Genomic DNA, 19,570 nt, shown 5'->3' on the forward strand with positions numbered 1-19,570 from the left:
GTCACACGATCCGGTGGCGCCGAGATGCTCCTCGCGCGTGCCCCGGTCGCTCCTTCCCCGACTTCTGTGAGGCCACCCATGCTCGACACGCCACCTCGACGTCACCGCGCCGGGCGTGCCCTGCTCCGAGGACGCGGCGCTGCCGTGGTCGTCGGCATGCTCGCGCTCGCCCTGGCCGCTCCCGTCGGCAGCTCCGCAGAGCCGGCTGCTGCTGCGGACTGGTCGCCCGTCCCGGCTCCGCCCACTCCGGCGACGCACTCCCGCGTGGCCTCCTTCAACGTGCTGGGAGCCGACCACACCGCACCCGGCGGCAACCGCCGGGGATGGGACACCGGCGTCGTCCGGATCGAGCGCGTGGTCAACCTCCTCAACGAGGAGGACCTCGACGTCGTGGGCTTCCAGGAGTTCCAGCCGCCGCAGGCACAGCGCTTCCAGGAGCTCACGGGCACCTCGTGGCAGACCTACCCCGGCCTGATCCCCGAGGTGGGCGCGCCGTCGGTCAACTCCATCGCGTGGCGCACCGACACCTGGACCCTGGTCCAGGCGCAGCTGCTGCCCGTCCCCTACTTCGACGGCGTGCCGAGCCGGATGCCGTACGTCCTCCTCCAGAACGTGCAGACCGGGCGCCAGGTGTGGTTCTTCAACACCCACAACCCGGCCGACACCCGCGGCCCCGCGCAGCGGTGGCGTGACGAGGGCTTCGCGATGGAGGCCAAGCTGGCCAACGACCTGCGCGCGGCCTACCCGGGCACGCCCTTCATCTCCTTCGGCGACAAGAACGAGACCAGCGACTACTACTGCGCCGTGGCTCCCGCGGCCGACATGTGGTCGGCCAGTGGCGGCTACGTCGACGGCAGCACCTGCTCGCCGCCGACCGGTGGGGCCATCGACTGGATCATGGGCACCAAGGACGTGTTCTTCAACGCCTACACCCGCCGCCAGGACGCCTACGTCAAGGCGACGACCGACCACCCGCTCTACATGGCCAACGCCGTCATCCCGGCCGCCGCGCCGGCGACGATCGAGCACGTCGTGGTCGTGGCGGTGCCGGGCCTGACGACCTCTGCCGTGCGCAGCATCGGCGAGCAGGCCAAGGCGCTCTCGCGCATGGAGACTGACGGGGCGTCCACCACCAACGCACGCACCACCAAGGAGCGCGTCGGTGCCGACGCCAACCTCTTCTCCGTGCTGACCGGTCGCCGCGTCAACCCGGGGGCCGGAGGCCACGGCGTCGACTTCCGCGGGAAGAACCCCGCGACCGTCCACAAGGCCGCCGGCCAGTACGTCTCCAGCATCTTCGACCTCGCCCACAACAACTCGCTCAGCACCGCGCTGGTCGGCAGCAGGTCCGAGCTGGCCCTGGCCCGCAAGAGCTGGAACAGCAAGTTCGGCGGGTCGGACCCCTACGGCGCCCCCGACGGCAGCTCCAAGATCGACCGCTTCAAGGTCCTCAAGCACGACTACAAGGCCGCCACCTGGTGGCGCGCGATGACCACCCGCAAGGCGCGCGACCTCAGCGTCATCGAGCTCTCTGGTGCCCTCCAGCAGGGTGAGCGCGAGCGCTACCGCGGCGAGGACTACAAGAAGGCGATCATCAAGGTCGACCGGGTGCTCCGCAAGATCCAGCGCACGGTCCGCTACGACCCGCAGCTGCGCGACCGCACCATGCTGGTGGTCGTGGGGACCCAGGGGGCGATGCGCAGCAGCCGACCCCATGCGTGGCGCCAGGGCTACCGCGTGCCGCTCTACGTGACCGGCCCCGGCGTGCCCGCCGGCAGTGACCTCTACGACCTCAACGCCCTCAACGTCGACTACGCCTCGCCGGGCGGCCACCAGCCGGGCTACTCCGGCGCCCAGCCGATCCGCACCGGTGACGTGGCCAACCTGGTGACGCGCGCACTGCGGCTCCCGGCGGTCCCGGGCTCGGTGACGAACCCCTACCAGGGGCTGCAGGTCTTCGATCCCGCTGCGCTGCCCGACGCCGGGGACGGCTCCTGACGGGCTCGTCTGCCGAGAACCCCCTGCGCCTTCCCTACGCCGACTAGAATCGACTCGTCCACGGGCCGTTCACTCCGCACACGGCCGCTCGAGGCCACGGCGGAGGTCGTCTGGTGAGTCACAGGAAGTCCCGCCCGCAACGGTCGGGTCACCTGGGCCTGCGCTCGCGACCCGTGGTCGCGGGCGTCGCGGCGACTCTCGTGGTGCTCCTGCTCGCCGTCCTCGGTCTCTCCGGCCGCCTGCCGGGCTCGGGGCTGTTCGCCGCCGGGACCGTCGACGACCCCGCAGCACTCCCGGACCCGGGCAGCATGACGGCCACTCCCTACATCGACGACGACGAGGACGACCAGACCGTCGAGGACGACCGGCGTGGGTCGCGACGAGGCGGCGGACGGTCCGGCGAGGACGACGAGGGGAAGGGTCGGGAGCCTGGGGCCTCCCAAGGTGTCGACGAGCACATGCGTCGCTACATCCAGGCCCAGAAGCGCCTGGCCCGGCAGGTCTCCGAGCAGCTCGACCGCCGCAGCCAGCCGGTGACGTTCCGGGTCGCGACGTTCAACGTCCTGGGTGACTCCCACACCGGCCCCGGCGGCAACAAGCCCGGCTACCCCGACGCGAGCGCCCGCATGAACATGGCGATCGGGATCCTGCGCAGCAACGCGGTGGACGTGGTGGGGTTCCAGGAGTTCGAGTCCAGCCAGTACCACATGTTCACCGCGCGGGCGGGGGAGTACGCCACCTACCCCGGCCTCTCCGAGGGGGACAAGTCCGTCCGTTTCAACATCGCCTGGCGAAGCAGCATGTGGAGCCTGGTGGAGGCCCACACCCTCCCGGTGCCCTACGCCGGCGGCAACCGCATCGGCATGCCGGTGGTGCTCCTCGAGAACATCGAGACCGGACGGCGGGCGTGGTTCGCCAACTTCCACAACCCCGCCGACACGCCCTCGCTGGGCAGCAACGCCCGTTGGCGGGCCATCGGGTCCGACCTCGAGGTCAACCACCTCACCGAGCTGCACCGGCTCACCGGCCACCCCGTCGTCGTCACCGGCGACTTCAACGAGCGGGACGAGATCTTCTGCAAGTTCACCGCGGGCGGGGTCTTCATCGCCGCTGCGGGAGGCAGCAACAGCGGCAGCTGCGTCCCACCGCCACGCATGGGTGTCGACTGGGTCTTCGGCTCCGACGGCGTCGCCTTCGACGGCTATGCGGTGTCGGGCACCGGGCTCGCCTCGGACCATGACCTGGTGCACGCCCAGGCCACCTTGCTGTCGCAGGAGCCGGGTGACGGGTGAGTATGCTCGCCCCATGAGAGCGCTGCCCCACCTTGCGCGCGGCTCCGGTCTCAGCGACTGCTCGGTGGGCGAGGAGGGCATCCGCTCCTCCACCTCCCGAGAGCAGCTCGTCGACGTCAGGTTCGACGGCCGGCGCATCTGGTCCTTCTGGCTCCAGCGTGACGGCGTCGAGGTCGACGGCGGACGGCTGGTCGCCTGGCCCAAGGCGCTGCGCTCGCACCTCGACGGAGTGGTCGACGTGGTGCTGGCTGACCCGACGACGGGGGAGGAGCTCCACTCCGAGACCGTCCGTCTGGGGTCCGGGGAGGGCCGCATCACCGTCGTCAACGCCGCCGGCCGGCCCCTGGCCCTCGACAAGTCCGCCAAGCTCGTCGAGACGTTCGACAACCGCGACGCAGCCCACGTCGAGCCGCTGCTGAAGGCGATCGACGAGGTGATCGGCGCCCTGCGCGAAGTCGGCCTCAACCCCTTCCTCGCCTACGGCACCGCGCTGGGGGCAGTCCGTGACGGCCGGCTCATCGGTCACGACTCCGACGCCGACCTCGGCTACGTCAGTGCCCACGACCACCCCGTCGACGTCATCCGCGAGTCGTTCCTGATCCAGCGAAAGCTGGCCGACATGGGCTACCGCGTCACCCGCTACTCCGCGCTCGCCCTGCAGATCCACGTGGAGGAGAGCGACGGGCTCGACCGCGGCCTCGACGTCTTCGGCGGCTTCATGCGCGACGGGACGCTCTACCTCATGGGTGAGATCGCCGTCCCGTTCGAGCGCGAGTGGATCGAGCCGCTCGGCACCGCGACCCTCGAAGGGCGGGAGTTCCCGGTCCCCGCGGACGCCGACCGGTTCCTCACCGCCACCTACGGGCCCGGCTGGCGCACGCCCGACCCGGCCTACAAGTTCGAGACACCTGCCTCGACGATCACCCGGTTCAACGGGTGGTTCCGCGGCATGCGCCGCGGGCGTGCCGGTTGGCACGGCTACTTCAAGAAGACGCGGCACCGGCCGCTCCGGCCGACCAGGCTCGTGCGCCAGCTGGTGGAGGACCACCCAGACGTGCAGCTCTTCGTCGACATCGGCTGCGGTCGCGGGTCCGACGTCGTCCACGTCGCCGATCGCGGTGTGCGAGCGATCGGCCTCGACTACCAGCCCTCCGCCTACGCCAAGGCGGCGCGGCAGCGTCGCGAGGACCCCCTGGTGGAGTTCCAGCTGTTCAACCTCCTGGAGCTGCGCCACGTGCTGGCCGTGTCGGCCTGGGTGGCCCGGATGCCGGGCCCCCGTCTCGTGCAGAGCCGCCACGTCGTCGAGCGACTCAGCGAGCGCGGACGCCTCAACCTGCTCCTGGCAGCCCGGATGATGCTGGCCGGGACCGACGAGGGCTTCCACCTGGAGTTCCTGAGCCGGAGGGGTCGCGACCGCTACCCGCGGCGTCACGGACTCCGCCGGGCGCTGGCGCCCGCGGCGATGAGCGAGCTAGTGGCCCAAGCAGGCGGCACGGTCGTCGAGAGCGTGCGCTACGACGTCTCCGACCACCCGCGCAGCTCCGAGGTGTGTCGCATGGTCATCGGATGGAAGCAGTAGGTGTCGAGGTGGGAATGGTGCCCGTGAGTGTCAGGAACCGGCTGTTCGCAGGCAGGTCGAGCGACCTGGAGCGTCGCATGGCGGAGCTCGAGGACGCCGTCCAGGAGTGCCGGGCGCTCAACGTCAGGCTGGCCGAGCTCACCGACGTCGTCGCCGAGCTCCTCCTGCCCGTGGCGGCCCGTGACGAGGCGAGGATCGAGGAGCTGCTGAAGAAGTACCGCCGGGACTTCTCGTGACGCCGAGGGCCCATCTCTCCGGGCCCCGGCGTGTCTTTCTCCACATCGGGCTGCCCAAGACCGGCACGACCTACCTCCAGGGCATCCTGTGGGAGAACCGCCGCAGGCTTGCCGCCGACGGGGTCTTCCTGCCCGGGTTCGGCCACCGCGAGCACCTGTGGGCAGCGCTCGACCTCGCCGAGAGGCCGCGCCTGGCCCGGCGACACCGCGCTGCGCCGGGTGCGTGGAAGCGACTGGTGGAGGAGTGCCGCGGGCAGTCGGCGGACGGCCTGATCACCCACGAGTTCCTCTGTGCCGCCTCGCGGGAGCAGGCAGCCCGCGCGGTGGCGGACTTCGCCGACTCCGAGGTGCACCTGGTCATCACCGCACGCGACGCCGCCGGCATGGTCACCGCCGGCTGGCAGGAGGCGGTCAAGAACGGCACGACGGTGAGTCTCGACGAGGTGATCGCGGGCAAGCCGGCAGGCGGCCCGGAGTTCTCGATGCGCGCGTGGGACCTCGCCGACGTGCTCGACCGCTGGGGTGAGCACGTCCCGGCGGAGCGGGTGCACGTGCTGCCCATGCCGGGCCCGGACTCGCCGCGCGACCTGCACTGGCACCACTTCGCCGGGGTCATCGGCGTCGACCCGGCGTCGTACGACGCTCCCGCGGCCGGCGCGAACACCTCGCTCGGCATCGTCCAGGTCGAGCTGCTGCGCCGTGTCAACCAGCACCTGCCGCCCTACTCCGCCCTCGACCGTGGCACCTGGCTGCGCGGCTACCTCGCCGAGGGTCGCCTTGCCACGCAGGCCAGGCAGCGGGGCGGGCTCCCCGAGCGCTACCGCGAGGAGTTCCTGGCCCGCGACGACGCCGTGCTGGCGCTGGTCGAGGAGCGGGGATACGACGTCGTGGGCGACCTCGAGCTGCTGCGCGGCGGGGTGCCGGACCCCGCCGAAAGGGTGCCGTCGAGCGTGACTGCGGACGAGCTCGTTGATTCGGCCGCCCAACTCGTCGCTGATATTCTCGCCGACGTTCGTGCCAGCACCTCACAGGTGCCGACACGCCGGGATGCAACCTGAGAGCAATCAAGTTCGGCGCTGCTCGCGTCGGGGAGAGTGTGAGCGTGCGTACCAGATTCGTTGCCCTTCTTGCTGTGCCAGCAGTCGTGGGGGCCCTCCTGGCCCCTGCCAGCGCCGGCGTCCCGGCTGCGGCCGTCCCTGCGGCGTCCGTCGCCCAGCCGAGCAGCGTCGACCTCGCCGCCCGCACCAAGCCAAACAAGAAGTGGCGTGTGCGCAAGTCGGCCCGCTTCAACAACCCGATGATCGAGTCGCAGCGCTACACCATCGAGCGCCACATCCTGCGGGCGGTGCGCAACTCGCCCAAGGGTTCCCAGATCACCATCTCGGCCTACTCGATGGACCGGCCGGCCTTCGCGCGCGAGCTGATCGCCGCCTACCGCCGCGGCGTCCAGGTGCAGGTGCTGCTCAACGACCACCTCGTGCCGAGCGCCCAGGTCGACGTCCAGCGCGTCATCGGGGCCAACACCAAGAAGCGCAACTTCCTCAAGCGCTGCACGTCGGGCTGTCGGGCCGACCAGAACGAGTACAACAACCTGCACAGCAAGTTCTACCTGTTCTCCAAGACCGGCAACCGTCGCCACGTCGTGATGCTGGGCTCGCACAACATGACCCAGAACGCCGTGAAGTGGCAGTGGAACGACCTCTACACGATCCCCGGCGACAAGACGCTCTACCGCGAGTTCCGCACGCTCTTCAACGACATGCGGCCCGATTGGGACAAGCGTCGCCCGAGCTACACCTTCTGCGAGAACGGCCGCAGCTGCGCCCTCGGCGACCAGCAGAAGTACCACACCACGGTCTTCCCGCGATACACCACGCCCAGCCGCGACTCCATCCTCGACATCCTCAACAACATCCAGTGCACCTACGTCGACCCCGCCACGGGGAAGGAGCGGCGCACCAAGCTGCGCCTGTCGATGCACACCATGCGCGGCGCCCGCGGCAACTACCTCGCCGACAAGCTGCGCGCCCTCTACGCCGCCGGGTGCAACCTCAAGGTCAACTACGGCCTGATGGGCTTCCACACCAAGAACCACCTCGGCGCCCCGACCGCGCGCGGCCGCGTGCCGTTGCGCTCGACGGGGTTCAGCCTCAAGGAGGACTCCGAGACCACCGGTCTGCCGGAGGCCATCGAGCGCTACACCCACCACAAGTACTTCGTCCTGCGCGGGTCCTACAAGGGCAACGTCTACGCCAACATGGTGTGGACGGGCTCGACCAACTGGGCAAGCCTGGGCACACCGCAGGACGAGATCCTCTTCTCGCTCCACGGGCGCAAGTGGACCAAGGCCTACCTGAAGAACTTCCAGCTCATGTGGCAGAAGCCCTACTCCCGTGACGCCTACACCACGACCTACCAGTCGTGGCGCCTGGTCAACGGCCGCATGGTCGGGCAGAACCCGATGACCACCATCGAGCCGGACGGCATGCGGCCGGGCTCGACGTGGGAGAACGACTGAGGCTGGCGGGCGCTCAGTCCTCGCTGCTGCGGGAGTCCTCGGCCGGGAGCAGCGACTTCGCCAGGTCGGAGGTGGAGTCGACGTCGGGACCCTGCACGACGACGACGCTGCCCTTCACCTCACGGGTGAGGAGCGTCAGGTCGCCGTTGTCCCACTGGGACCACGTGCCGATTCCCCACTTGGAGAGGTCGACGTCGTCGGCCGGCTCGAGAGATCCCTCGTGCTCGCCGAGCACGTCGTCGGTCTCCCCGGCCAGCTGGTCGAGGACGACCGGCCCTGCCGGAGACGTGAGCTCCATGCGCCACCACTGCGGGTCGTCGGCGTGGTAGCCGCCTCCTGCCACCGTCCATCCGTCGGGCAGGACCGTCGGCACCATGGTGATGAGACCGTCGTCCACCGCGTCGAGCGCCAGCTGCTTGTAGCGCGATTCCACGGCCGGCTCCTCGCCGAAGTCGACCATGGAGGACGGCGCCTCGGGCGACTCTGACTCCGAGCTGGAGGGGACGGAGGTGTCGGTGGCGCGAGCGGTGGGGTCTTCATCCCCTCCGCACGCGGTCGCACCGCCCAGGACCGCCGCGAACGCGGCCACTGCGGTGATGCCGGTGGTGGCTCGTGTGGGCTGCATGTCACGATCCTCTCATCACGGTCAACACGGGTACGACGAACCTCACGTCTCACGCGTGGCGCCCGCTTGGCCTCCCCGCGGCTGCGGGAAATACACTTCAGACCACCTCACCGCCACCACGAAGGACGTGCGCATGCCTCGCCTCTGCCAGACCGACGGCCTCAACGAGGACCAGACCGAGATCCTCAAGGCCGTCCGGCAGTTCGTCGACGAACAGATCATCCCCGTCGCGCAGGAGCTCGAGCACAACGACGAGTACCCGCAGGAGATCATCGACGGACTCAAGGAGCTGGGCGTCTTCGGGCTCACCATTCCCGAGGAGTTCGGCGGCCTGGGCGAGTCGCTGCTGACCTACGCCCTCGTGGTGGAGGAGATCGCCCGCGGCTGGATGAGCGTCTCCGGGGTCATCAACACCCACTTCATCGTCGCCTACATGCTGATGAAGCACGGCACCGACGAGCAGAAGCAGAAGTACCTCCCGCGGATGGCCGCCGGCGAGGTGCGCGGCGCGTTCTCGATGTCCGAGCCGGGGCTGGGCTCCGACGTCTCGGCCGTCTCGACCAAGGCCACCAAGGCCGACGACGGGTCCTACTTCATCACCGGCCAGAAGATGTGGCTGACCAACGGAGCCACCTCCACCCTCGTCGCCGTGCTGGTCAAGACCGACGAGGGTGCCGACTCGGTCTACAAGAACATGACGACCTTCCTGGTGGAGAAGGAGCCCGGCTTCGGCGAGACCGCCCAGGGCATCACCGTCCCCGGCAAGATCGACAAGATGGGCTACAAGGGGGTCGAGACCACCGAGCTCGTCCTCGAGGACCACAAGATCGGCGCCGACCAGATCCTCGGCGGCGAGCCCGGCAAGGGCTTCTTCCAGATGATGGACGGCGTCGAGGTCGGCCGTGTCAACGTCGCCGCCCGTGCGTGCGGCCTGGCATGGCGCGGGTTCGAGCTCGGCATCGCCTACGCCCAGCAGCGCAAGACCTTCGGCAAGATCATCGCCGAGCACCAGGCCGTGCTCTTCCGCCTCGCCGAGATGGCCACCAAGGTCGAGGTCGCCCACAACATGATGGTGCGCGCCGCCCGCCTCAAGGACACCGGCCAGCGCATGGACGTCGAGGCCGGCATGGCCAAGATGGTGGCGTCCGAGTACGCCAACGAGGTCGTCGAGGACTCCTTCCGCATCCACGGTGGCTACGGCTACTCCAAGGAGTACGAGATCGAGCGGCTGATGCGCGAGGTCAAGTTCATGCTGATCGGCGAGGGCACCAGCGACATCCAGAAGATGATCATCGGTCGCAGCCTCCTCAAGGACTACGCCCTGCGTTGACGGTTAGAGTCGGCCGCATGGCTCAGGGGCGCGTGGTGCTGCACGTGGGCGCCATGAAGTCGGGCACCACCTTCCTGCAGGGCTGTCTCTTCGACAACAAGGCCGCACTCGAGCAGCGAGGCGTGCTGCTCCCCGGCAAGGAGTGGCGCAGCCAGGCCCGAGCGGTGCACGGCCTGCTCCACGACAGGGGCGTCCAGTGGCGCAAGATGGCCGAGCGGATGTCGAGCCATCCGGGTCTCTCGGTCGTGTCGATGGAATTCCTTGCCGCGGCGACGCCTGCGAAGGCCCGTGCGCTGCGCGAGACCCTCTCCGACGTCGACCTGCGGGTCGTGGTCACTGCACGCGACCTGAACCGCTCGATCCCGGCCATGTGGCAGGAGTCCGTGCAGAACGGCCGCTCGTGGTCCTGGCGTGACTACCACGACGCCCTGGTGAGCCACCGGCCCAGCCTGGTGCCGCCCGGGCAGCGGCCGGCGCCGGCGGCACACTTCTGGCGGCAGCAGGACCTCGTCGCCATCGCGACGACGTGGGCCGGGGTGGTGGGGCCGGAGCGCGTCGACGTCGTCACCGTGCCGGCTCCAGGAGGTCCGCGCGACCTGCTGTGGCAGCGCTTCGCCAGCGTGCTCGGCCTCGACCCCGACGCCATCGAGACGGTGAAGCCGGCCAACGAGTCGTTGGGTGCCGCGTCCGCGCAGGTGATGCGGCGGCTCAACGAGCTGCTGGACGAGACCGGCCTGACCTTCTCCGAGAGCCAGGTCGCCCGCAAGCGCCTGCTCGCCAAGAGCGTCCTGGCCTCCCGCAAGGGCGAGGAACCGGCGATCGGCCTCGACGTGGCGGCGTGGGTGCCGGAGGAGACCGCCCGGACGGTGTCCGCCCTGGGAGACCTGGGTGTCGGTCTCGTCGGTGAGTGGAGCGACCTGGACCCCGTCGCCGTGCCCGGGATCGATCCCGACGACGTCGACCAGGGGCTGGTGCTCGAGACGGCCCTGCGCGGGCTCGCGGGGTTCATGCACGCCGTGGTGCGTGACCCGGGGCTTCTCTCTGGTTGACCCGTGTCGGCTGCGCCCCGGCTCCTACGGCACCATGGTGACCCGTGACCAAGACCAACCCGGGCAACTTCTTCGAGGACTTCTCCGTCGGTCAGGTGATCGACCACGCGACACCGCGCACCGTGACCGAGGGTGACCGTGCCCTCTACGGCGCCCTCTACCCCACGCGCTTCGCGCTGCCGTCGTCCGCCGCATTCGCGGCGAGCTGCGGCCTGGACGGTGCGCCGGTCGAGGAGCTGATCGGCTTCCACATCGCCTTCGGCAAGACCGTTCCCGACATCTCGCTCAACGCCGTGGCCAACCTCGGCTACGCCGAGTGCCGCTTCCACCGTCCGGTCGCGACCGGTGACACGCTGAGCACGAGCTCGGAGGTCATCGGCCTCAAGGAGAACTCCAACGGCCGCACCGGCGTCGTGTGGGTGCGGTCCACGGCGACCAACCAGCGTGGCGAGACCGCCATCGACTGGGTGCGCTGGGTGATGGTGCACAAGCGGGACGCTGCGTCCCCGGCGCCCGAGACGGTCGTTCCCGAGCTGGCCCCCCACGTCGCCCCGGACGACCTGGTGGTGCCCTCCGGCCTCGACTTCACGTCGTACGACGTCGCTGCCGCCGGCGAGCCGCACCTGTTCGGCGACTACGAGGTGGGGGAGCGGATCGACCACGTCGACGGCGTGACGCTGACCGACCCGGAGCACATGATGGCCACGCGGTTGTGGCAGAACACCGCCAAGGTGCACTTCAACACCGAGGCCCGCCCCGACGGCAACCGCCTGATCTACGGCGGTCACGTGATCTCCATGGCTCGCGCGCTGTCGTTCAACGGCCTGGCCAACGCCCAGCTCGTCGCGGCGATCAATGCCGGGTCCCACGTCGCCCCGGCCTTCGCCGGCGACACGGTCTACGCCTGGTCGGAGGTCCTCGACAAGGCCGAGGTCGACGCCCCCGGTGTCGGAGCGCTGCGGCTGCGGCTCGTGGCGACCAAGGGTCGGGACGAGTCGATGACTCTGCGCGGGGAGGACCCCAAGACCGGACGTCCTGCGTACGCTGCGGGGGTGCTGCTCGACCTCGACTACTGGGCCTTCATCCCGGCCGGCTCGCCGTGAGCGTTCCCGCTCCTGACGCCCGGGGTCGGATGACCTACGACTTCTCGATCGTCGGCGTCCAGAAGAGCGGGACCACCACGCTGGCATGGGCCCTGCGCCAGCACCCCGACGTCTGCCGGCCCCCTCGCAAGGAGATCCACTTCTTCGACCGCGAGGACTACGACTGGGACTCGCCGGACTACGCGCGCGACTACACGGCACCGCGCCGTGCCGCCCGCCACCGGATGATGGGCGACGCGACACCGACCTACCTCTTCTGGCCCCACGCCCTGGAGCGGATGCACGACTACCGGCCGGACATGCCGCTCATCGCGATCTTCCGTGACCCGTTGGAGCGGCTCTTCTCCCACTGGGCCCACCTGCGGGCGCGGGTGATGCCGTGGGTGGACTGGCCGAAGTTCATCCGGCGGTTCGCCGAGACGTCACTGCCGGCAGAGCTGCCCGCCGGGGTGAAGCCGGTGCGCTACGGGCACATGTCGGGAATCGCGCGCGGCTACTACGGCGAGCAACTGCGGCGGGGCTTCGACGTCTTCCCCCGGGAGCAGTGGCTCCTCCTGGAGTTCCGGGAGATGTTCGCCGACTTCGAGGGCACCCTCGACGCAGTGACCGACCACCTCGAGCTGGCGCGCTTCGCGCCCCATCCTCCGCTCTCGCAGCGCAACGCCGGCGATGCCGGGGTGGTGGGGACGCCGCCGACGGGCGAGCAGCTGGAGAGGATCGCGGCGATGTACGGCCAGGACCTCGAGCTCTTCGCCGAGCTGTCGGGGATCGACACGACTGCATGGCCGACGCGGCGGATCCTCGAGGGAACTCTTGATCCGGACGAGCTGGCGGCTCGGTTCGCCGCCAAGATCAACCGGGGCGCCGAGTCGTGATCAGTCAGTCCTGACCGGCTAGACGGTATGACGTGACCGGCTCGTCGTGAGTTGGTTGCGGGCCGGGGCCTCACTCACAGAGATTCGTGGGTTACCGAGCAGGGGCCACCTGCTCGGCCTATCCGACAGTTGTGGGAGGCCCCGGTGTTTACCGAGCGTACGAGCGTTGGGCTCGACGTGCACGCCCGATCAGTCGCGGCAGCGGCGATCGATGGCGTCACGGGCGAGTTGTTCCAGTCGAAGCTGACTCCGTCCTATGCCCACATCAGGTCTTGGCTCCAGGGCCTGCCGGCCCCGGTGGCGGTGACCTATGAGGCGGGGCCCACGGGGTTCGGGCTCTATCGGTCGCTGACCGATGCCGGGATCCGCTGCCAGGTCGCCGCGCCCAGCAAGCTGCAGAAGCCATCAGGTGATCGGGTGAAGACCGATGCTCGCGATGCGGTCCATCTGGCGCGGCTGCTGCGGCTGGACGAGATCACCTCGGTCGCCATTCCGACGGTCGAGCAAGAGGCGGCCCGAGACCTGGTGCGGGCGCGGGAGGACTGCCGCGGTGACTTGATGCGAGCAAGACACCGGTTGACGAAGCTGCTGCTGCGGCACGGGATCGTCTACGACGGCGGGAACCCCTGGACCGGCAAGCACGACACCTGGCTGCGGACCCAGGCCCTTCCCCAGCTGATTAGTCGAGCCACGCAGCTGACTTTCGACAACGACTACGAGACCGTCAGGACCACGTGGGCTCGTCGCGACCGGCTGGACGCCGCGATCGAGGAGATGGCTGCTGACAGCGAGTTCACCCCGGTGGTGCGCCGACTCGGCTGCCTGCGCGGCGTCAGCACCCTGACCGGGTTCGCGTTGGCTGTCGAGATCGGTGACTGGCATCGGTTCACGGGCCGCACCATCGGGACCTTCGTCGGGCTCACACCGGCGGAGCACTCCTCCGGGGAGTCGAAGAACCGCGGCTCGATCGCCAAGACCGGCAACGGTCACGCGCGGCGACTTCTCGTCGAGGCAGCCTGGCACCACCGACCCCGCTACTCGGTCGGCAAGACCATGCGCGACCGCTGGGGCCTGGCCCCGGCAGCAGCCAGAGTGCGTGGGGACGAAGGCAACCACCGGCTGCACCAGCGCTGGGTGCGGTTCATCGACCACCGCAAGCGGCACAACGTCGCCAACATCGCGATCGCTCGCGAACTCGCTGGCTGGTGCTGGTCCCTGGCCATTCTCGACGACAGCTGACCAGCCACACCGACTGCTTCGCCACAGGACTCCGGTGACAGCGCGAGGAGCGACCCGCGTGACTCCTATGAGCAGACCATCGCGTCGACGCTCGTTCCTAGACAAGCGGTCCCGCTCCAGCCGGAACAACCGTCCTGCGGTAATCAACCCGCGAATATCAGACTGACCCGCGCGTCGAGAACGACACGCTCGCCGACAGTCCCACGACGAAGCACGAGGCGCCCGCCCGCAACCAGCGAGACGGGCGCCTCACCCTGCCCTTGACAGGAGATCGCTACATATCAGGAGTCGGACGCACCCGGCTCGGGATCGGGGTCGCTGGCCGGCTCTGAGTCAGGGTCGAGCTGCTCGGTGTTGGGCTCCTCGCCGTCCGGCGTGGGCGGCTCGGCGTCCTGGTCGGGGTTGTGGCCGTGCTGTTCCTCAGTCATGGCTCGGAGGTACCCGAGACGCGCGACTTCATCCGAGGACGCAGGCGCCACCTCAGGAGGCGAGCGCCAGCAGCCGTGCCGAGACGTGGCGCTCGGCTGGGGAGGGGTGTGACTGGTCTGTCGGCGGGTCAGGGGCTCGCGACCGGTGGACGTGGCCGGTCGGGGTGGTGACTGAGACCTCGGTGACGGCCAGAGGGTCGGGATGGGGCTCGTGGCGCCAGCCGTGAGCCTCCTTGGCGTAGTTGCAGGCCTCGCAGAGGCCCTGGCCGTTGTCGGAGGAGGTGACGCCGTCGTCGGCACGCCCGTTGACGTGGTCGACGTGGCGGATCGGAGCACTGCAGAAGGGGGAGCGACAGCGCCGGTCACGCAGCTTGATGAACTCGGCCAGCGCCCCGCGGAAGAAGCTCGTCGAGGACTCCATGGCGACCAGGGCGCCGTTGTGCGGTGCGGTGAAGAGCCGTTGGATCGTGGAGTGTGCGTGCCCTGCGGCGGCGATCACCATGCTCCTGGCCACAGATGCCGGGACGTGACCGGCCGAGAACACGTAGCCGGGCTCGTCGCCCTCGCCCATCAACGTCTCCGCGCTGACCAGCAGCTTGATGGCAGTCGGCGCCGGGGTGTTGCGGCCTCGGCCGCTGAGTCGACCGACCAGCGTGTCCGCGACGAGCTGGCTGCGGTCGCGCTCGTCGCCCTGGGCGCGCGCCGTCTCGGCGGCGGCGTCGAGCGAGGCCATGATCAGTGACAGGTCCGTGGCGGGCAGGGTCGCGCTCAGCTGGCCCATTCCGTCGCCGAGGATGCGGCCGGTGACCCGGCGCTTGGCTCGAGCCCTTTCGTGCCGCGCGAGCCAGCCCTCCTCGTCGCGGCGCAGCACCTCGCGCTGCACGAGGTCCCGCAGGTGACCGTCGCCGAGACCGTCCAGATCGCGGCACACGACCACGTCGACTTCGCGGCGCTTCTCGGCGTCCAGGCACGAGGTCTCGGACGCGATGATCTCGGCGCGACGCTCGTTGAGATCGCCCCGCTCGAGCGCTGCCAGTGTTTCGGGCAGGTCATGGAGGAGCGCTCGAGCCAGGGCCAGCTTGCGCCGGCCGTCGTGGGGCGACTCGCGGCGAGCAAGGCCGATCTCCTTGGCGATGCCGGCCTCGGGCTTGGGGCGACGCCGGCGCGGCTCCAGCTGTCGTCGTGCCTCGTCCTGGGCCAGTCGGTGCTGGTCGAGCTGACCGCTGATCCGGGCCTGCGTGGCACAGATGGCCGACTTCAGGCGCTCCAGCTCCTCGAGCTGGTCGACGCACTCCTCGGGGGCGGCGGCGAGGGGGATGGTGGTGAGTGCGTCCCTCAGCGTGCGCACACTCGCCCCGTGCGGGGTGAGAGTCGGCGAGCCAAGGGAGGATTCGAACACAAGTTCGATTGTAGGGCGTAGCGGAGCGGGTGGTCAATAGATCTGGGTCGCTGTGGAGGAACTACGTCTGGTGCCCTTCTCAGATCAGGCATCCGCCCTCGCCGTAATGACGACAGTAAAGTCCGCTCGTGCCTCATCAGCTCATGCCGATGAGCGGTCGTGTCACGATGCGGCCATGACGGATGATCGACTAATCGCTGAACGGGCAAAGCGCGTGGTCGCCCTGGTTGAAGACAACGTGAGAACCGAGTTGCAGGTTACGAACGGAGGTTTCGATCTCGGGCTCAGCGACGAGACGATTGAGCGGCTCATGCAGGGCGTGACCTCCGGTCTCTTGTACGCCTTTGCGGTCGACTGGTCGCCGGACTGGGTCAGGGCGGGCGATGTCCACCACTGGGAGGAGGCGGGCCGATACTTTGCGCGCTGTGGCGTCTGCCTTGCGGACTCCCCGCCGTCGCCAGACCAGGAGACTGCCGATGCCTGGGCTCACAAGCACGGGAATTCCCGCTGAGGGAACGCCCGGATCTGCTGCTAATGGTGCGCGGACCTGCCGATGAGCGAGCGCCCAGAGCACCGACTCCTCGGTAGCCTCGAACCCATGACCGAGGATGACGCACGCCGAGTGGCCGTCTCGTTGCTCAACTCCCGCTACCCCGAGTTCGCAGCGGGCGAGTGGGTGATCTCGGGCGTCGCCGATTACGACACCGCATGGGCGTTCTCCTACAACAGCCGCACGTTCCTCGACGCAGGCGAGGTAACCCACGCGCTTGCAGGCAACGGCGCGCTCGTCGTGCCCAAGTCCGGCGACGAACCATGGTTCACACGGTCGGGAGCCGACACGGCGAGCCAGATCGCCCGGGGCCGTTCCGCCTTCGAAACCTGACGCCAGCGTCCGGATCTGTCGTGGATGGTGCGCGGATCTGCCGGCGCGGATGTGTCGGGTCGACACGGCAGAGTGGGGACCGTGTCAGTCCCTTCTGAATGGCAGGCCACAACCCGGCTGTCGTTGCGCCCACCGACGCCCGTCGACGCCCCCGCCGTGCTGCGCATCCTCTCCGATGACTCTGTGGTCAGGTACAACCCTTCTGACCGGGTCGAGGAGCTGTCCGAGGTCGAGGCTGTCCTGCAGCGGTGGCTCGAGCACTGGTCGCACCACGACTTCGGCAACTGCTGCGTGTTCGAGAGGGAGACTGGACGACTCATCGGCAACTGCGGTGTCCGGCGGATGACCGTCCATGCAGCGCCGGTGCTCAACCTCATGTACCGCTTCCATCCGAGCGCATGGGGTCGGGGCTACGCCACGGAAGCAGCACTGGCGGTTCTCGACTGGGCGTCCCGGAGCCTGCCGGGCGAGATCGTGCTCGCCCGGGTGCGTCCCGAGAACGCCGCCAGCCAGGCAGTGGCACGGCGGATAGGACTGCGGCGCGATCCCCTCTTCGACGACCAGGGGAAGGACGGCCTGGACTGGGCTTTCACCAACCGCCCGCAGTAGGCCGTCGGCGTCCCAACGGCCGGACCCGCCGCAACGCCACCGCTCACTCCAGCCGGTGGAGCCCTTCACGCAGCCGCGCGGCAAGCTCGACGGAGGCCTCGATCTCGGCGCGCCGGATGGAGACGCTCTCGACGTTGAGCCCGAACGGCACGCCGAGCCGGCGACAGTAGGTCATCAGCTCGCGTGCGGCCGCCAGGGCGTACTCGAAGGACGCGTCGAGGGTGTCGTCGGCGTGCCGGAGCTCGTTCTCGATCCACCGGGGCACGTCGACGCCGAGCCATCGGAGGAACTCGAGAGTCTTGGTGGACCCGCAGACCGAGAACGTGAAGACGAAGGTCGCCGGGGCCAGCCCTCGTGCGAGGCACTCGTAGCGATAGTCCGACACGAGGTTCTTCGCGGCGGTCACGTCGTAGATCACCTGGGTGACGAAGAAGGAGCATCCGGCGTCCTGCTTCCGCAGGAGTCTCAGGTGCTCGTCACCCTTGCGCGCGTGGCGCTCGGGGATCGCCACTCCGCCGAGCAGCAGGTCGGGCCGTGTCCGCGCCCGCAGGCTCTGGGCGTCGGCCAGCGAGGTTGCGACGGACTCCTCACGCGACGCAGCACCGACGAACACCGACAGCCGACGGTCGGCCTCCTGGGCCCGCAGCCATGCCTCGAGGTCCGACTCGGCGTACTTCCCCACGGCCCGGTAGACGACGACGGGGGTGCTCCCGGTGTCGAAGTAGTGAGACAGGTAGTCGGCCGGATCCATCGTCGGCAGGAACGGGAAAGGCCGTTCCTCGGGGTTGCGACCGCTCTCGTCGTCGATGTCGTAGAGGATCAGACCGTCGAGGTCCACGGCCCGGAGGCGCTCGGCCGTGCGGCCCGCGATCTCCAGCGCCTTCTCCGGGGAGGCCTCCTGTCGCGGCGGGGTCAGCGCGAAGATGAGGAACTCGCCTCGCCCCTCGATGATGCGCCGCTGCAGGTCCACGTCGGGACCGTAGCGGACGCGGTGTGCAGAATCGGGTCGACGTCCTTGACACGGTTTGGCAGGGTGGAGCCACCGAACACAACTGGAGGACACCGTGGCTGACCAGGACCCCAACGCAGATCTGAAGGCGAAGATGCGGGAGGCGCTGGATCGCAAGGCCGGGCACGGCCATCCCGATGACTCGGCCGGCTCCAAGGAGAAGGCGCACGGCTCGGAGGTGTCGGCCAAGAACGTCGCCAAGCCGATGCACCGCCGCAAGGCGGGTGGCGGGGGCTCCTGAGTCAGACCGTGCTGTCGACGCGTACGTCTGCCGGCGCGAAGGCCCGCGTGAGCGGGAACAGCGCGAAGGCCAGGACGAGCGGCGCGGCGAAGCCCAGGCGCAGCGAGCCCGAGCCGACGAGCCCGGTCAGCACCGAGCCGAGGAGCGCCCCGACGTAGTTGAACTGGTTGAAGCGGGCGATCACTGCGTCCACGCGCGCCAGGCGGTCCTCCGGGCGGGCGTCGCGGGCTGCGAGGGCGGCTGCCGCTGAGAAGCTCAGCGGGGCGACCACGGCCACGGACCCACCCAGGAGGGTGAAGCCCAGCACGGCGACCGGCCAAGTGGGGGCGAGCACGACGACGGCGAGGGCGACCACGGCGACAGCCGCCCCTGAGCGCAGCAGGGCGACGGCTCCCACCTGCTCGGTGAGGCGGTCGCCGACGAGCCTGACCAGTCCGCTCGCCACGAGGTAGGGGAAGACGGCCAGCGCGATCAGCTCCTCAGGCGCGTCGAGGACGTGCTCGAGGTAGGCCGGGCCCCACGTGAAGGCGGCGGTGTCGACCATGTAGAACACCACGAGCGCCAGCCCGATGAGCATGATGGGCCGCCACGGCACGTCGACCTCGTCGATGGGGACGTCGGCCGAGACCGACCGGGTGGAAGTCACGAAGGGCAGGAAGGCGGCGGCGAAGGGCACGACCGCGACGATCGCGGCGGACTCCCAGGGCAGGGCCGAGCCGGCCAGGGCGAACGCCGCGCCGCACACTCCGCCGAGCGTCCAGGCGCCGTGGAAGGACGGCAGCACCACGCGGCCGAGCCGGTGCTCCAGGGCCACGGCCTGCATGTTGCTGCTGGCGTCGACGAGGCCCAGCGCGATGCCGTACGACGCCAGCCCCAGGACGAACACCAGCACGTGCGGGGCCAGCACGATGACGAGCACCGCCACGCCTGCCAGCAGCAGTCCGGTGCGCAGGAGCCGAGCGCTGCCGGATCGTCGGGCCAGGCGCTCAGCGACCAGGGAGCCCGCTCCGGAGAGCAGGACCATGAGCAGCAGGATCCCTGACAGCGCCAGCTCGCCGAGCTCCCACCGCTCCTGGAAACGGGGCAGCCTCGTGGTCAGGCTGATGAAGACGAGTCCCTGGGTGAAGAACGCGGCAGCGATGGCGGGACGCACGCCC

General features: G+C 69.6%; 20 protein-coding genes. 15 read left to right on the forward strand and 5 right to left on the reverse strand.

Annotated features, from left to right (window positions below):
* Positions 1-78 precede the first annotated feature (78 nt).
* The 6 genes from EXE58_RS13345 to EXE58_RS13370 all read left to right on the forward strand — a co-directional run bounded on the left by EXE58_RS13345 (position 79) and on the right by EXE58_RS13370 (position 7,623).
* Positions 79-1,998, forward strand: a complete 1,920-nt coding sequence (locus tag EXE58_RS13345) for an endonuclease/exonuclease/phosphatase family protein (protein ID WP_135268343.1) — start codon at positions 79-81, stop codon at positions 1,996-1,998.
* A gap of 113 nt (positions 1,999-2,111) precedes the next feature.
* Positions 2,112-3,290, forward strand: a complete 1,179-nt coding sequence (locus EXE58_RS13350) for an endonuclease/exonuclease/phosphatase family protein (RefSeq protein WP_135268344.1) — start codon at positions 2,112-2,114, stop codon at positions 3,288-3,290.
* A 13-nt stretch (positions 3,291-3,303) separates the two neighbouring features.
* Positions 3,304-4,869 (forward strand): class I SAM-dependent methyltransferase, encoded by a 1,566-nt coding sequence (locus EXE58_RS13355; protein ID WP_135268345.1) that lies wholly within the window; start codon positions 3,304-3,306, stop codon positions 4,867-4,869.
* 23 nt (positions 4,870-4,892) lie between these two features.
* The gene (locus EXE58_RS13360; RefSeq protein ID WP_425271658.1) at positions 4,893-5,105 is read left to right on the forward strand and encodes a DUF6752 domain-containing protein; all 213 of its coding nucleotides are present in this window, start codon (positions 4,893-4,895) and stop codon (positions 5,103-5,105) included.
* Positions 5,102-6,163 (forward strand): hypothetical protein, encoded by a 1,062-nt coding sequence (locus EXE58_RS13365; protein WP_135268347.1) that lies wholly within the window; start codon positions 5,102-5,104, stop codon positions 6,161-6,163. The genes EXE58_RS13360 and EXE58_RS13365 overlap by 4 nt, the downstream gene beginning before the upstream one ends.
* A gap of 44 nt (positions 6,164-6,207) precedes the next feature.
* Positions 6,208-7,623, forward strand: coding sequence for a phospholipase D-like domain-containing protein (locus EXE58_RS13370; protein ID WP_135268348.1), 1,416 nt, complete (start codon positions 6,208-6,210; stop codon positions 7,621-7,623).
* Between the two features lie 13 nt (positions 7,624-7,636).
* On the opposite strand, the gene EXE58_RS13375 is transcribed toward EXE58_RS13370, so the two are convergent.
* Positions 7,637-8,248 carry a hypothetical protein gene (locus EXE58_RS13375; RefSeq protein WP_135268349.1) on the reverse strand — a complete coding sequence of 204 codons (612 nt, stop codon included), beginning with the start codon at positions 8,246-8,248 and terminating at the stop codon, positions 7,637-7,639.
* A gap of 133 nt (positions 8,249-8,381) precedes the next feature.
* Here EXE58_RS13375 and EXE58_RS13380 point away from each other — a divergent pair, with 133 nt between their 5' ends.
* From EXE58_RS13380 to EXE58_RS13400, 5 genes are all read left to right on the forward strand, one after another.
* Positions 8,382-9,578 (forward strand): acyl-CoA dehydrogenase family protein, encoded by a 1,197-nt coding sequence (locus EXE58_RS13380; RefSeq protein WP_135268350.1) that lies wholly within the window; start codon positions 8,382-8,384, stop codon positions 9,576-9,578.
* 17 nt (positions 9,579-9,595) lie between these two features.
* Positions 9,596-10,627, forward strand: a complete 1,032-nt coding sequence (locus EXE58_RS13385) for a hypothetical protein (RefSeq protein ID WP_135268351.1) — start codon at positions 9,596-9,598, stop codon at positions 10,625-10,627.
* Positions 10,628-10,671: 44 nt separating this feature from the next.
* Positions 10,672-11,730 carry a MaoC family dehydratase gene (locus EXE58_RS13390; RefSeq protein WP_135268352.1) on the forward strand — a complete coding sequence of 353 codons (1,059 nt, stop codon included), beginning with the start codon at positions 10,672-10,674 and terminating at the stop codon, positions 11,728-11,730.
* On the forward strand, positions 11,727-12,605 hold the full coding sequence (locus tag EXE58_RS13395; protein WP_135268353.1) for a sulfotransferase family protein: 879 nt from the start codon (positions 11,727-11,729) through the stop codon (positions 12,603-12,605). Before EXE58_RS13390 ends, EXE58_RS13395 begins: the two co-directional genes overlap by 4 nt.
* Positions 12,606-12,749: 144 nt before the next feature.
* Positions 12,750-13,844, forward strand: coding sequence for an IS110 family RNA-guided transposase (locus EXE58_RS13400; RefSeq protein WP_135268354.1), 1,095 nt, complete (start codon positions 12,750-12,752; stop codon positions 13,842-13,844).
* A gap of 281 nt (positions 13,845-14,125) precedes the next feature.
* Here the strand turns inward: EXE58_RS13400 and EXE58_RS19530 are convergent, their stop codons facing one another.
* Together EXE58_RS19530 and EXE58_RS13405 are read right to left on the reverse strand one after the other, a co-directional pair.
* Positions 14,126-14,272: a hypothetical protein gene (locus tag EXE58_RS19530; protein ID WP_167288878.1), complete on the reverse strand. Its 147-nt coding sequence runs from the start codon at positions 14,270-14,272 to the stop codon at positions 14,126-14,128.
* A gap of 52 nt (positions 14,273-14,324) precedes the next feature.
* Positions 14,325-15,620 carry an HNH endonuclease signature motif containing protein gene (locus tag EXE58_RS13405; protein ID WP_167288880.1) on the reverse strand — a complete coding sequence of 432 codons (1,296 nt, stop codon included), beginning with the start codon at positions 15,618-15,620 and terminating at the stop codon, positions 14,325-14,327.
* A 226-nt stretch (positions 15,621-15,846) separates the two neighbouring features.
* On the opposite strand from EXE58_RS13405, the gene EXE58_RS13410 reads away from it, so the two are divergent.
* The 3 genes from EXE58_RS13410 to EXE58_RS13420 all read left to right on the forward strand — a co-directional run bounded on the left by EXE58_RS13410 (position 15,847) and on the right by EXE58_RS13420 (position 17,163).
* Entirely contained in the window at positions 15,847-16,182 is a 336-nt protein-coding gene (locus EXE58_RS13410) for a DUF7848 domain-containing protein (protein ID WP_135268356.1), read from the forward strand.
* Between the two features lie 87 nt (positions 16,183-16,269).
* Positions 16,270-16,554: a YrhB domain-containing protein gene (locus tag EXE58_RS13415; protein WP_167288882.1), complete on the forward strand. Its 285-nt coding sequence runs from the start codon at positions 16,270-16,272 to the stop codon at positions 16,552-16,554.
* Positions 16,555-16,635: 81 nt separating this feature from the next.
* A complete protein-coding gene (locus tag EXE58_RS13420; protein WP_167288884.1) occupies positions 16,636-17,163 on the forward strand; it encodes a GNAT family N-acetyltransferase in 528 nt (175 codons plus the stop codon).
* Between the two features lie 43 nt (positions 17,164-17,206).
* On the opposite strand, the gene EXE58_RS13425 is transcribed toward EXE58_RS13420, so the two are convergent.
* Positions 17,207-18,133 (reverse strand): methylenetetrahydrofolate reductase, encoded by a 927-nt coding sequence (locus tag EXE58_RS13425; protein ID WP_135268359.1) that lies wholly within the window; start codon positions 18,131-18,133, stop codon positions 17,207-17,209.
* A gap of 94 nt (positions 18,134-18,227) precedes the next feature.
* On the opposite strand from EXE58_RS13425, the gene EXE58_RS13430 reads away from it, so the two are divergent.
* Positions 18,228-18,413, forward strand: coding sequence for a DUF5302 family protein (locus tag EXE58_RS13430; protein ID WP_135268360.1), 186 nt, complete (start codon positions 18,228-18,230; stop codon positions 18,411-18,413).
* Position 18,414: 1 nt separating this feature from the next.
* Here the strand turns inward: EXE58_RS13430 and EXE58_RS13435 are convergent, their stop codons facing one another.
* A complete protein-coding gene (locus tag EXE58_RS13435; protein ID WP_208544011.1) occupies positions 18,415-19,566 on the reverse strand; it encodes an MFS transporter in 1,152 nt (383 codons plus the stop codon).
* Between the last annotated feature and the right edge of the window lie 4 nt (positions 19,567-19,570).

The organism is Nocardioides seonyuensis (genome assembly GCF_004683965.1).
In the GTDB taxonomy this organism is placed as follows: domain Bacteria; phylum Actinomycetota; class Actinomycetes; order Propionibacteriales; family Nocardioidaceae; genus Nocardioides; species Nocardioides seonyuensis.

What these genes read in the sequence shown, in the direction of transcription:
- EXE58_RS13345 (WP_135268343.1), top strand. Translation starts at nt 79, where the DNA reads ATGCTCGACACGCCACCTCGACGTCACCGCGCCGGGCGTGCCCTGCTC.
- EXE58_RS13355 (WP_135268345.1), top strand. Translation starts at nt 3,304, where the DNA reads ATGAGAGCGCTGCCCCACCTTGCGCGCGGCTCCGGTCTCAGCGACTGC.
- EXE58_RS13375 (WP_135268349.1), bottom strand. Translation starts at nt 8,248, where the DNA reads ATGCAGCCCACACGAGCCACCACCGGCATCACCGCAGTGGCCGCGTTC.
- EXE58_RS13380 (WP_135268350.1), top strand. Translation starts at nt 8,382, where the DNA reads ATGCCTCGCCTCTGCCAGACCGACGGCCTCAACGAGGACCAGACCGAG.
- EXE58_RS13385 (WP_135268351.1), top strand. Translation starts at nt 9,596, where the DNA reads ATGGCTCAGGGGCGCGTGGTGCTGCACGTGGGCGCCATGAAGTCGGGC.
- EXE58_RS19530 (WP_167288878.1), bottom strand. Translation starts at nt 14,272, where the DNA reads ATGACTGAGGAACAGCACGGCCACAACCCCGACCAGGACGCCGAGCCG.
- EXE58_RS13410 (WP_135268356.1), top strand. Translation starts at nt 15,847, where the DNA reads ATGACGGATGATCGACTAATCGCTGAACGGGCAAAGCGCGTGGTCGCC.
- EXE58_RS13415 (WP_167288882.1), top strand. Translation starts at nt 16,270, where the DNA reads ATGACCGAGGATGACGCACGCCGAGTGGCCGTCTCGTTGCTCAACTCC.